The following is an 11,454-nucleotide window of genomic DNA, read 5'->3' as shown; positions in this document are numbered from 1 at the left end:
GAAAGATGCGGCCCTCCGACGTCGGAGGGCCGCATCTTTCATGCCCACAGCGGACGGGCGGCCGGTGGGCGGGGGCGTCGGGGCGCCCCCGCCCGGGAGGCTCAGACCTCCAGCAGCAGGGCCTCGCCCTGCCCGCCGCCGCCGCACAGCGCGACCGCGGCCCGGCCCGTCTGGCCGTCGGACCGGCGCCGGGCCAGCTGGTGCGCGGCGTGCACCGCGAGCCGTGCCCCGGACGCCCCGATGGGGTGACCGAGCGAGATGCCGCCGCCGTGCGGGTTGACGATCTCGGGGGAGATCCCGAGCACCCGCCGCGAGGCCGCCGACACGACGGCGAAGGCCTCGTTGATCTCGACGTGGTCGAGGTCGTCCGCGGTCCATCCCTCGCGCGCCAGCGCCGCGGAGATCGCGTTCGCCGGCTGCGAGTGCAGCGACGTGTCCGGCCCGGCGACCTGGCCGGCCGAACGGACCGTGGCCAGGACGGACACCCCGGCTGCCTCGGCCCGGGCCCGCGTGGTCAGCACGAGTGCCGCGGCGCCGTCCGAGATCTGCGAGGCGTTGCCCGCCGTGATCGAGCCCTCGCGGGAGAAGGCCGGGCGCAGCCGGGCCAGGCTCTCGGTCGTGGTGTCCGGGCGGACCCCCTCGTCGGAGGAGACCACGATCGGGTCACCCTTGCGCTGCGGCACCTCCACCGGTGCCAGCTCGGCGGTGAACACGCCGTCCTTGGCGGCACGGGCGGCCCGCTGGTGCGACGCCGCCGCCACCTGGTCCTGCTCCTCGCGATCGACGTGCACCGAGCCGGTGTTGTGCTCCTCGGTGCTCAGCCCCATCGCCTGGCCGTCGAAGGCGTCCGACAGCCCGTCGCGGGACACGGCGTCGAGCAGGGTCGCGTCCCCGTACCGGAAGCCGGCACGGGCCCCCGGCAGCAGGTGGGGCGCGTTCGTCATCGACTCCTGGCCGCCGACGAGCACGGCCGTGGCCTCGCCGGTGCGCAGCAGCCGGGCACCGTCGATGACGGCGGTCAGCCCGGACAGGCACACCTTGTTGACGGTCACGGCGGGCACCGTCATCGGCACGCCCGCGGCGACGGCCGTCTGGCGGGCCGGGTTCTGGCCGGCGCCGGCCTGCAGCACCTGGCCGAAGACGACGGTGTCGACGTCCCCGGCGACCGCGCCCGCCTCGGACAGCGCCGCCCGGGCCGCGACGGCGCCGAGCTCGACCGCCGAGAGCGAGGCGAGGGCCCCGCCCAGACGCCCCTGGGGGGTGCGGGCGGCGGAGACGACGACGACGTCGTCGGGTCGGGGTTCGGTCGTGCTGGTCATGAGGCTCGCTCCTCGTCGTCGAGGGCGGTGTCGGGGTCGCCGACGGCCGCCACGGCTGGGGTGGTCCGGACGGTGGCGCGCACGGCGTCCACGACGAGCGCGAGCACCTCCTCCGGGCGTTCGAGGTGCGGCGAGTGGCCGACGTCCTCGAGCACCTCTTCACGGTACGCCCCGCCGCGGGCGGCGTAGGCATCCAGCACCGCCCGGGTCTGGCCGACCATGGGTTGCGGGGGGCACTCCACGGCCCCGGGCCACCCCGCGACGGCGCCGAGCTCGCCGAGGCGGGCGAGGTCGAGGGCCGAGGTGTCCGAGACGATCGCGTCCAGCGCACCGCGGACCCACAGCACCGGCGGCTGCGGCTCGACCGCCGCGAACCCGGACAGGTCCAGGTACCGCGGGGCGATGGCGTTGTTCATGCCCCGGGTCCCCGGGGCGACCCCCGGCCAGTGGTCGGAGGTCGTCAGGTCGCCCGGGTAGTGGTCCGGACCCGTCCGGGTGCTGAGCACCGAGTCGAGCAGGTCCTCCTCGTCCGCGGCGATCGTGGCCGCGTCGGCCACGTAGAACGCCCGCAGGACGCCGCGGGGCGACCCGGGGTCGTCGGACCGGTCCCCGGCCGCGATGGCGGCCACGAAGTCCGGGTTGGCCGTCCCGCCTCCCGACCCGGCGTGGTCGGGGGCCGTCGGTGTGCCGGCCAGGTCCCGGGTGCCGCCGAACCCGTAGGGGGACATCGGCGCCTCGAGCACCAGGGCGGCGAACCGGGACGCGTCGTCGATCGCGAGCTGCAGCACCACCCCGGCGCCGGCCGAGTGGCCGAGCGCCGTCAGCGGGGGAGCGTCCGCCCCGGCCAGCCCGAGGGCGTCGACCACGGCCGCCACGTCGTCGGCGAGGTCGCCCAGGCCGCGGGTGGCGTCGATCGGCAGCGGCTCGCTGTCGCCGAACCCGCGCAGGTCCACGGCGACGCCGCGGACGTCGGCAGGCAGGGAGGCGAGCAGCCGGGAGAAGAACGCCGACGACGAGCAGTTGCCGTGCACGCACAGCAGCGTCGCCGACCCGCCCGGACCGGTGTCGCGCACGTGGAACGTGCCGCGCCCGGTCGTCACGTCGGTGCGGTGCACCGACCGCGCCGTCACGCGTCGCCGCCGACGACGGCGGGCGGCCGGACGGCGTGCGGGGCCGAGGCGAGGGGGGAGTCGTCCAGCTCGACGGTCAGCTCGGGCTCCGTGCGCTCGCGCACCTCGTCCTCGGTGACGCCGGGGGCGAGCTCGCGCAGCACGAGCCCGTCCGGGGTGACGTCGATGACCGCCAGGTCGGTGATGATGCGGTGCACCACCTCCCGACCCGTCAGCGGCAGGGAGCACTCGTGGACGATCTTCGGCGAGCCGTCCCGGGCGGTGTGCTCCATGACGATGATGAGCCGGGAGGCGCCGTGCACGAGGTCCATGGCGCCGCCCGGGCCCTTGATCATCTTGCCGGGGATCATCCAGTTGGCCAGGTCGCCGGTGGCGGAGACCTGCATCGCCCCGAGGATCGCGGCGTCGATCTTGCCGGCGCGGATCATGGCGAAGCTGGTCGCCGAGTCGAAGATCGCCGCACCGGGCAGCGTCGTGACCGTCTGCTTGCCGGCGTTGATGAGGTCCGGGTCGACCTCGTCCTCGGTCGGGAACGGCCCGACGCCGAGGATGCCGTTCTCGCTCTGCAGCACGAGGTGCTTCTCCGGCGGCACGTGGTTGGGCACGAGCGTGGGCAGCCCGATGCCGAGGTTGACGTACCAGCCGTCGAGCAGCTCGCGGGCCGCGCGGGCGGCCATCTCGTCGCGGGTGAGCGCCATCGCTCAGCCCTCCTTCCCCGCCGTGGCGGACTCGTCGGTGGTGCGGACGGTGCGGCGTTCGATCCGCTTGGGGGCGTCGGGGCCGACGACGATCATCCGGTGCACGAACACCCCGGGCAGGTGGACGTCGTCGGGGTCGATCTCGCCGGGTTCGACCAGCTCCTCGACCTGGGCCACGCAGACGCGGCCCGCCATGGCCGCCAGCGGGGAGAAGTTCCGTGCCGAGCGGTGGAAGACCAGGTTGCCGAACCGGTCGCCCTTGGCGGCGTGGACGAGCGCGAAGTCGGTGCTGATCGCCTCCTCGAGGACGAACTCCTGCTCGTGCACGCCGTCGGCCGCCACCACCGGGAAGGTGCGGATCTCCTTGGCCGGGCTGCCGACCGCGATCCCGCCGGACCCGTCGTAGCGTCGCGGCAGACCGCCGTCGGCGACCTGCGTGCCGACGCCGGTGCGGGTGTAGAACGCGGCGATGCCGGCGCCGCCGGCGCGCAGCTTCTCGGCGAGCGTGCCCTGCGGGGTCAGCTCCACCTCGAGCTCACCGGTGAGGAACTGCCGCTCGAACTCCTTGTTCTCGCCGACGTACGACGACGTCATCTTGCGGATGCGCCCGGCGTTCAGCAGGACGCCGAGCCCCCAGTCGTCCACTCCGCAGTTGTTGCTCACGACCGACATGTCGTGCGTGCCCTGCTCCAGCAGCGCCTCGATCAGCGCGATCGGGTTGCCGCACAGGCCGAACCCGCCGACGGCGAGCGAGGCGCCGTCGGGGATGTCGGCCACGGCCTCGGCAGCGCTGCCGACGACCTTGTCCAGACCGGTCGGTTCTGCGGCGGGGGGAAGGGGTGTGCTCATCGGACCTCCTCGGTGAGGGCGCCGAGCAGGGCGCCCGTCTCCGCCGCGACGGCGGCGCTGCCGTCACGGCTCATGACGATCGTGTAGTGGTTGACGTCCGGCACGTCGCGGGGCCGCAGCGCCGGGGCCCGCTGGACCCACCTTGCCACGTGTTCGGGGTCGTACAGCGCCACCGGCTCGTCCAGCAGCCCGCGCGGGGCCCTCAGCAGGGTCGTCGGGCGCTGCAGACGGCCCAGCGCGGCGGCGACCGGGCCCTTGGCGTGCAGGTCGAGGGAGTCCGCCGCCACCGCCTCCGGGTTCGAGGCGGGGCGCAGGCCCTGCGGGGACGGGACCAGGTCGTAGTCGACGTAGTCGAGCACGACCGGACCCCACACGCCGGCGAAGGCCGGGTGCTCCGACCAGAACGCCCGGTACGCCGCGGCGTCCGGGAAGGTGCGGCGCAACCGCTCCGCGGCGGGCCCCAGCACGACCCGCAGCCGCTCGGCCGGGGTCGCCGCGGGGTCCAGTCCCGGAGGTTCCGGCAGCGGCACACCCCCGTCGACGAGCAGCAGGCCGGCGACGACGTCGGGGTGCCGGTCGGCCAGCATCACCGCGACGAAGGCCCCCATGGAGTGCCCGACGACCGGCACCGGCCCGTCGGCGACCGCCCGGGCGACCGCGGCGACGTCGTCGGCGTGCCGGGCCATGCCGAACGGACCGGGCAGGTCGCTGCTGCGGCCCCGTCCGCGCAGGTCCGGCGCCACGACCCGCACGCCGGGCAGCGCGCCGGCCAGCAGCGGCCAGGCGAGGTGCGAGGCGGTGATGCCGTGGACCGCGAGCACGGTCGGTGCCCCCGCGGCCACGTCGCCGGCGTCGTCGACCGGGTCCCACACGCCGACCCGCAGGGCACCGCCGTCCACCGGGACGTCGAGGGTGCCGTAGCGGTGGCCCGGCACCGTGTGGCGCAGGGTCGGGACGGCGGGTGCGGCGCTCATCGCGCGCTCCAGCCGCCGTCGACGGTCCACGAGGCCCCGGTGACCATGCGGGCCGACGGCCCGGCGAGCCAGGCGACGAGCTCGCCGACCTCCGCGGGCTCGGTGAGGCTCTTGATCGCCGACTCGGTGAGCAGCACCTTCTCGAGCACCTCGGACTCGTCGATGCCGTGCACGCGGGCCTGGTCGGCGATCTGCTTCTCCACCAGCGGCGTGCGCACGTAGCCGGGGTTGACGCAGTTGCTGGTCACGCCGTGGGGGCCGCCCTCCAGCGCCGTGACCTTCGACAGCCCCTCGAGCCCGTGCTTGGCCGCGACGTACGCCGACTTGAACGGCGAGGCGACGAGCCCGTGCACGGAGGAGAGGTTGACGACGCGGCCCCAGCCGCGCTCGTACATGCCGGGCAGCACCGCCCGGACCAGGAGGAACGGCGCCTCGAGCATGATGCGCTGGATGAGCCGGAACGCCTCCGGGTCGAACTCCTCCAGCGGGCTGACCCGCTGGATGCCGGCGTTGTTCACCAGCACGTCGGCGTCCAGCGACAGGTGGTCGAGCTCGCGGGTGTCGGCCAGGTCGACGACCCAGGCCTCGCCCCCGACGTCGTCGGCGACCCGTTTGGCCGCCTCCGCGTCCCGGTCCGCCACGACCACGTGGGCCCCGCGCGCGGCGAGCGCCGCGGCGGCGGCGGCACCGATACCGCTGCCGCCGCCGGTGACGACGGCGCGGCGGCCGTCCAGGTACGTCTCGTCGCTCATGCGCGGGGTCCCTCCTGCGATGTCGGGCCTGACGCCCCGGGTGCCGACGAGGGGTCGGCACGCGGCGCCAGCGCTCGTTCGATGAACTGCATGGTCTGGTCGAACACGTCCTCGGGGATCTCGGGCCGGCGGTCCTCCTGACCGGGACCGGCGCCGTCCGCGGGACCGTCGGCACCGCCCCACAGCACCCAGCGCATCCCGACGATCTCGCCGATGCCCATGAGCGCCCAGGCGGCGACGGTCGGGTCGACGTCACCGACCTCGCCGTTGGCCCGGGCCTTGTCGAGGCCCGTCACATACCCCTCGACGATGCGCTGGTAGTGGCGGCGCAGCGCGTCGGGCGCGACGAACTCCGCCTGGCGGATCACCCGATACAGCGCCGGGTGCTCGGCGGTGAACCGGAAGAACGCGCGGAACCCGGCCCGCTCGGCCTCCAGCCGGTTCGGCGCCTGCGAGCTCGCCTCGTACATGGCCTGGCGCACGCGCTGGTTGAGGTCGTCGACGAGCTCGACGAACACCTCGTGCTTGCCCTCGAAGTACAGGTAGAACGTGCCCATCGCCACGCCCGCGGCCTCGGTGATCTTCACGATCGAGGCGTCGTGGTATCCCAGGTCGGCGAACACCTGCTCGGCGGCGGCGAGGATCTTCGCCCGGGTGCGGTTGCCGCGGGCGGTGCGCGGTGCGGTGCTCATCGGGCCTCCTCGGTACGGCGCGCCCGCAGGGCGTGCCGGGGGATCTTGTGCAGGGACGTGCGGGGGAGCCGGTCGACCAGCTCGAACCGCTGCGGCACCTTGAAGTGCGCCAGCTCGCCGCGGCAGTAGGTCTCGAGCTCCTCGGCGTCCGTCGGGTAGCCGGCGCGCGGGACGACGAAGGCATGGCCGATCTCGCCCCACCGGGCGTCGGGCACGCCGACCACGGCGGCCTCGGCGACCCCCGGGTGGCGGTGCAGGACGGCCTCGACCTCGGCGGGGGAGACGTTCTCCCCGCCGACGATGAACAGGTCCTTGAGGCGGTCGACGATCCGGTGGTAGCCGTCGGCGTCCCGCTCGACGAGGTCCCCGGTGCGCAGCCAGCCGCCGGCGAACGCCGCCGCCGTCGCCTCCGGGTCGCGGAAGTACCCCGCGAAGATCCCCGGTCCCCGCACCAGCAGCTCCCCGGTGGCGGCACCCTCCAGGTGCTCGCCGGTGACCGGGTCGGCGATCGCGACGTCGACGTGCGGGTAGGGCTTGCCGGCCGACCCGGGGCGGTCGCGGGCCTCGTCGTCCGGCAGGCACAGCACGTTCGGGCCGGCCTCGGTGAGCCCGTACCCCTGGGTGAGCGCGACGCCGCGGCGGTGCCAGGTGCGCAGCAGCGGTTCGGGCATGGGCGCGCCGCCGACGACGGCGGTGCGCAGCGAGGACAGGTCGGCGCGGGCGAACCCTGGGTGCTCGGCCAGCAGCAGGTACTGCGTGGGCACGCCCATCATGGTGGTGACGCGCCGCTCGGCGATCAGGCGCAGCACCCGCTCGGGTTCGAAGGTGCGTTCCAGCACGACCGTCGCGCCGCTCCACCAGGCCAGCAGCGGCTGGATGTTCCAGCCGCCGGCGTGGAACTGGGGCAGGACGCTGAGGACGACGTCGTCGTGGGACATCTCGACCGTGCGGGAGAACGCCAGGTTGGTCCAGAAGCAGCTCCGGTGCGTGAGCACGGCCCCCTTGGGCCGACCGGACGTGCCCGAGGTGAACAGCAGCAGCAACGCGTCGTCGTCGCGGACCTCGCGCTGCTCGGGGGCGTCGTCGGCGCCGCGGCGCGTGGGTGCCGGCACGGAGGCCTCGACGCCGGAGCGGCCGAGCGCGGTGGACCGCGGCGGCACGGCGAGACGGTCGAGGGCCGCGCGCGCCAGGGTGGCGAACTCCTGCTCGACGAGCACCAGGGCCGGGTCCGCCTGGTCGAGCTGGTCGGCCAGCTCGCGCGGGGAGGAGCGCCAGGACAACGGCGTCAGCACCAGGCCCGCCCGGGCGCAGGCGAAGAAGAGCACGACCTGGTCGGCGCTGTTGCCGGTGACGGTGGCGACGCGGTCGCCGACCCCGTACCCGGCGGCGCGCAGGGCCGCGGCGAGGCGGGCCGCGCGGTCGTCGAGCTCGGCGTAGGTGAGCGTGACCCCGCGGTCGTCCACGGCGACACGGCGCGGCGTGGACGTCGCCCGGTCCCGGGTCCAGCGGCCCAGCGTGTGCAGGTCCGTCATGCCGACTCCTCCATGAGGTCGCGCGCCCCCTCGCGACGTCGCCGGTGCGACAGCCGCTGCGCCGCGCCGGCGATCCCGCCCGGCAGGAACAGCACCACGAGGATGAACAGCGTTCCCAGGATGAACAACGGTTCGCTCAAAGGCACCCGGAGGACGGACGGCAGACCGGCGATGGCCTCGGAGGCGGCGAGCGCCCCGAGCCGCTGGTCCAGCAGCGTGTACAGCACGCCGCCGACGACGGCGCCCCACCGGGAGCCGACACCACCGAGCACCACCATGACCAGCAGCGTGAGTGTGAAGTCGGCCGAGGTCACCCGGGGCACGGCCCCGGACTGCAGCAGCAGGTAGGCCATGCCGACCGCCGTGGCCAGGGTGGCGGCCACGACGAAGACGAGCAGCTTGACCAGGTAGGGGCGCCCGCCGACGACGCGGACCCGCATCTCGTTCTCGCGGGTCGCCGCGGCCACGTGCCCGGCACGGGAGCGCTCGACCCACAGCACGACGGCGTAGACGACGACCAGCACCACGAGGGCCAGCCAGTACAGGTTGCGCGTGTTCATCACCCCGACGAGCGCGTCGGGCACGTGGGTCGTGTCCAGCGCGAGCCCCTCCTCGCCGCCGGTGGCCCCGGCCGGGTTGCGCCGGACCAGGACGTTGCCGGCCTGCGCGAACGCGAGGGTGACCATGGCGAACGAGATCCCGGTGACCCGCAACGAGATCGCGCCGACGACGTGCGCGACGACGATCCCGCCGACGAGCACGACGCAGGCGGCGGGCAGCAGCGGCAGGTCCGTGCGGTCGAGCACGATCGCGAGGCCGTAGACGCCGACGGCGAAGTACAGCGCGTGCCCGAAGCTGAGGAGTCCGGCGACGCCGAACAGCAGGTGGTAGCTCAGGGCGAGGGCCCCGACGAGGAGCGCCAGCGCCAGCACCTGCAGGGTGCCCGGAGTGTAGGTGGGCCCGGGCAGCACGCCGGGCAGGGAGATGGCGAGCAGGGGCAGGCAGGCCAGCAGGACGACCAGGGCGAACCCGCCGGCGAGCATCAGCCACCGGCGTCGGGCAGGCGTGGGGACGTTCTCGTCGTGGGGCAGCGGCGCGGTCGCGCGGTCGGGCGGCGTCGAGGTCTGCTGCGTGGTCGGCTGGCTGGTCATGCGCTCCTCCCCAGGAGGCCGGAGGGACGGACGAGCAGCACGAGCGCGAGGAGCAGGACGACCACCAGGTCGCCGACCCCCCAGTAGTAGTTCGCGAACTGCTGCAGGACCGCGACGAGGACGGCGGCGACCGCGGCCCCGGTGAGGGAGCCGAGCCCACCGATGACGGTGACGATGAAGGCGAAGATGAGCAGGTGCGCGCCGAGGTGGGGGGACACGTACCCGAAGTACTGCGAGGCGAGCACCCCGCCGAGCCCGGCGGCGGCACCGCCCACGGCGAAGACCAGGGTGAACGCCTTGCGGACGTCGATGCCCAGCGCCGTGACCATGGCGCGGTTCTCCACGCCGGCACGGATGATCAGTCCGAACCGCGTGTAGCGCAGGAAGAGCACGATGCCGACCAGGACGAGCACGGCCGCACCGATGGCGAGGAACCGGTCGTTGGGGATCGGGGCGCCGGCGACGTCGGTCGTGCTGCGCAGCCAGGCGGGCCCCTCGATGAACTCGGGGTCGGACCCCCACGTCCCCTCGAACAGCGCGACCGTCGCCAGCGCCAGGCCGACGGTCACCAGGACCTGCTCGATGTGGCGCTCGTACAGACGGCGCACGAGCAGCAGCTCGGTGAGGGCGGCGAACGCGGCGCCGACCGCGGCGCCGACGACCAGGGCGAGGCCGAAGATGCCCCAGCTGTCGGCGCCGAGCCGACGCGCCACCTCCCAGCCGGCGAAGGCGCCGAGGGTGAGGAAGGAGCCGTGGGCGAAGTTGAGCACGCCCATCAGCCCGTAGATGAGGGACAGCCCGGAGGCGACGAGGAAGTACAGGGCACCGAGGCCGAGCCCGGTGATCAGGAGCAGGACGATCGTGCTCATGCGGCGTTCTCCGAGGTGTGCACGCCCAGCAGGCGCTGGATGCGGTCGGGGTCGTCGAGCAGCTCGGCGGCGTCGCCGGTGTGCACCACGCGTCCGGCGTCGATGACGACGACCGTGGTGGCGAGCCGGGAGATGACCTCGAGGTTCTGCTCGACGAGGAGGACCGGGGCGCTCGCGGCCGCCTCGGCCAGCGCCGTGGCGACCTCGGTGACGATCTTGGGCGCCAGGCCCTTCGTCGGCTCGTCGACCAGCAGCAGGCGGTTGTCGTTGAGCAGCGCCCGGGCGAGCGAGACCATCTGCTGCTGCCCGCCGGAGAGCGTCCCTGCCCGCTGTGCCGACCGCTTGACCAGGTCGGGGAACAGGTCGGCGACGAGCTCGCGGCGCGGCGACGCGTCCCGTTCGGCGAGGCGCAGGTTCTCCGCGACGGTGAGCCCGGCGAAGACCTCGCGGTCCTCGGGCACGTAGCCGACGCCGCGGCGCACGATGCGGTCGGTGCTCAGGCGGTCGATGCGCTCGCCCGCCAGGGTCACCTCGCCGGTGCGGTCGTAGAGGCCCAGGAGCGCCTTGAGGGTCGACGTCTTGCCGACGCCGTTGCGCCCGAGGACGGCGGTCACGCCGGTGGCCGGGACGTCGAACGTGACGTCCTCGACGACCTGCTGGCCGGCGACGGTGGCCCGCAGGTTCCGGACTCGGAGGATGGGCTCGGTCACGCGACGTCTCCCAGGTAGGCGCTCTGGACGGTGGGGTCGGCCATGACGGCCTCCGGGGTGTCGTAGGCCAGCAGCTCGCCGTGGTGCATCACGGCGACGCGGTCCACGAGCCCGAGGACGACGTCCATGTGGTGCTCGACCATGAGCACCGTGCGGCCGCTGCGGTGCAGCCGGCGGATGACCTCGCTGAGCCCGGGGACGTCGGACGAGGAGACACCGGCCATGGGCTCGTCGAGCAGGATGACGCTCGGGTCGGTGGCCAGCAGCACGGCGATCTCCAGCTTGCGCTTGTCGCCGTGGGAGAGGTCCCCGGCGGCGACGTCGAGCCGGTGCGCGAGGCCGACCTCGGCCAGGTGCTCGACCGCGCGTCGGGTGGCGGCGTCGCCCCGGTGCGGGAACGCGAGCACCGACAGGCTGCGGCCCAGGTGGGTCTGGGCCGCGAGCCGGACGTTCTCGAGCACGTCCAGCCGCGGGAAGACGCTGGACGTCTGGAACGTGCGGCCCAGCCCGGCACGGGCCCGCCGGGCGACGGGGTCGCCCGTGACGTCACGGCCCGCGAGCCGGACGGTGCCCGCCGTGGGGCGCAGCACCCCGGAGACGAGGTTGAACAGTGTCGTCTTGCCGGCCCCGTTGGGGCCGATGACGCCGATCATCTCGCCGGGTGCGACCTCGAGGGTCACGTCGTGCAGGATCTGCGCGCCGCCGATCTGCAGTCCGAGGCCGCGGACGGCGAGGGCGGGCACGAACGGGTCCGTGCCGGGCTGGTGCTGGGGCATGG

The 11,454-nt window shown here is 74.4% G+C and carries 12 protein-coding genes; all 12 read right to left on the bottom strand.

Annotated elements, in window-relative coordinates:
• Positions 1 to 101: 101 nt before the first annotated feature.
• Positions 102 to 1,319, bottom strand: coding sequence for an acetyl-CoA C-acetyltransferase (locus tag HLI28_RS12355; protein ID WP_171247872.1), 1,218 nt, complete (start codon positions 1,317 to 1,319; stop codon positions 102 to 104).
• On the bottom strand, positions 1,316 to 2,434 hold the full coding sequence (locus tag HLI28_RS12350; protein ID WP_171247871.1) for an alpha/beta fold hydrolase: 1,119 nt from the start codon (positions 2,432 to 2,434) through the stop codon (positions 1,316 to 1,318). The genes HLI28_RS12355 and HLI28_RS12350 overlap by 4 nt, the downstream gene beginning before the upstream one ends.
• Before the next feature lie 11 nt (positions 2,435 to 2,445).
• Positions 2,446 to 3,147, bottom strand: a complete 702-nt coding sequence (locus HLI28_RS12345) for a CoA transferase subunit B (RefSeq protein ID WP_171247870.1) — start codon at positions 3,145 to 3,147, stop codon at positions 2,446 to 2,448.
• A gap of 3 nt (positions 3,148 to 3,150) precedes the next feature.
• Entirely contained in the window at positions 3,151 to 3,996 is an 846-nt protein-coding gene (locus HLI28_RS12340) for a CoA transferase subunit A (RefSeq protein WP_171247869.1), read from the bottom strand.
• Positions 3,993 to 4,970, bottom strand: coding sequence for an alpha/beta fold hydrolase (locus HLI28_RS12335; protein ID WP_171247868.1), 978 nt, complete (start codon positions 4,968 to 4,970; stop codon positions 3,993 to 3,995). Before HLI28_RS12335 ends, HLI28_RS12340 begins: the two co-directional genes overlap by 4 nt.
• Positions 4,967 to 5,722, bottom strand: coding sequence for a 3-hydroxybutyrate dehydrogenase (locus HLI28_RS12330; protein ID WP_171247867.1), 756 nt, complete (start codon positions 5,720 to 5,722; stop codon positions 4,967 to 4,969). Before HLI28_RS12330 ends, HLI28_RS12335 begins: the two co-directional genes overlap by 4 nt.
• On the bottom strand, positions 5,719 to 6,414 hold the full coding sequence (locus tag HLI28_RS12325; RefSeq protein ID WP_171247866.1) for a TetR/AcrR family transcriptional regulator: 696 nt from the start codon (positions 6,412 to 6,414) through the stop codon (positions 5,719 to 5,721). Before HLI28_RS12325 ends, HLI28_RS12330 begins: the two co-directional genes overlap by 4 nt.
• Positions 6,411 to 7,946 (bottom strand): class I adenylate-forming enzyme family protein, encoded by a 1,536-nt coding sequence (locus tag HLI28_RS12320; RefSeq protein WP_171247865.1) that lies wholly within the window; start codon positions 7,944 to 7,946, stop codon positions 6,411 to 6,413. Before HLI28_RS12320 ends, HLI28_RS12325 begins: the two co-directional genes overlap by 4 nt.
• Positions 7,943 to 8,989: a branched-chain amino acid ABC transporter permease gene (locus tag HLI28_RS12315; protein WP_246246726.1), complete on the bottom strand. Its 1,047-nt coding sequence runs from the start codon at positions 8,987 to 8,989 to the stop codon at positions 7,943 to 7,945. The genes HLI28_RS12320 and HLI28_RS12315 overlap by 4 nt, the downstream gene beginning before the upstream one ends.
• A gap of 104 nt (positions 8,990 to 9,093) precedes the next feature.
• Positions 9,094 to 9,966, bottom strand: a complete 873-nt coding sequence (locus tag HLI28_RS12310) for a branched-chain amino acid ABC transporter permease (RefSeq protein ID WP_171247863.1) — start codon at positions 9,964 to 9,966, stop codon at positions 9,094 to 9,096.
• Positions 9,963 to 10,676: an ATP-binding cassette domain-containing protein gene (locus HLI28_RS12305; protein WP_171247862.1), complete on the bottom strand. Its 714-nt coding sequence runs from the start codon at positions 10,674 to 10,676 to the stop codon at positions 9,963 to 9,965. Before HLI28_RS12305 ends, HLI28_RS12310 begins: the two co-directional genes overlap by 4 nt.
• Positions 10,673 to 11,452 (bottom strand): ABC transporter ATP-binding protein, encoded by a 780-nt coding sequence (locus tag HLI28_RS12300; protein ID WP_171247861.1) that lies wholly within the window; start codon positions 11,450 to 11,452, stop codon positions 10,673 to 10,675. The genes HLI28_RS12305 and HLI28_RS12300 overlap by 4 nt, the downstream gene beginning before the upstream one ends.
• Positions 11,453 to 11,454 lie beyond the last annotated feature (2 nt).

This window comes from Isoptericola sediminis, assembly GCF_013085345.1.
Lineage (GTDB): Bacteria > Actinomycetota > Actinomycetes > Actinomycetales > Cellulomonadaceae > Isoptericola > Isoptericola sediminis.
This window is presented reverse-complemented; position numbering and strand designations above follow the sequence as displayed.

Bases quoted from the DNA above. Each gene is read 5' to 3' on its own strand.
- HLI28_RS12340 (WP_171247869.1), bottom strand. From the start codon at position 3,996: ATGAGCACACCCCTTCCCCCCGCCGCAGAACCGACCGGTCTGGACAAG.
- HLI28_RS12300 (WP_171247861.1), bottom strand. From the start codon at position 11,452: ATGCCCCAGCACCAGCCCGGCACGGACCCGTTCGTGCCCGCCCTCGCC.
- HLI28_RS12310 (WP_171247863.1), bottom strand. From the start codon at position 9,966: ATGAGCACGATCGTCCTGCTCCTGATCACCGGGCTCGGCCTCGGTGCC.
- HLI28_RS12320 (WP_171247865.1), bottom strand. From the start codon at position 7,946: ATGACGGACCTGCACACGCTGGGCCGCTGGACCCGGGACCGGGCGACG.
- HLI28_RS12355 (WP_171247872.1), bottom strand. From the start codon at position 1,319: ATGACCAGCACGACCGAACCCCGACCCGACGACGTCGTCGTCGTCTCC.
- HLI28_RS12330 (WP_171247867.1), bottom strand. From the start codon at position 5,722: ATGAGCGACGAGACGTACCTGGACGGCCGCCGCGCCGTCGTCACCGGC.
- HLI28_RS12325 (WP_171247866.1), bottom strand. From the start codon at position 6,414: ATGAGCACCGCACCGCGCACCGCCCGCGGCAACCGCACCCGGGCGAAG.
- HLI28_RS12335 (WP_171247868.1), bottom strand. From the start codon at position 4,970: ATGAGCGCCGCACCCGCCGTCCCGACCCTGCGCCACACGGTGCCGGGC.
- HLI28_RS12345 (WP_171247870.1), bottom strand. From the start codon at position 3,147: ATGGCGCTCACCCGCGACGAGATGGCCGCCCGCGCGGCCCGCGAGCTG.
- HLI28_RS12315 (WP_246246726.1), bottom strand. From the start codon at position 8,989: ATGCTCGCCGGCGGGTTCGCCCTGGTCGTCCTGCTGGCCTGCCTGCCC.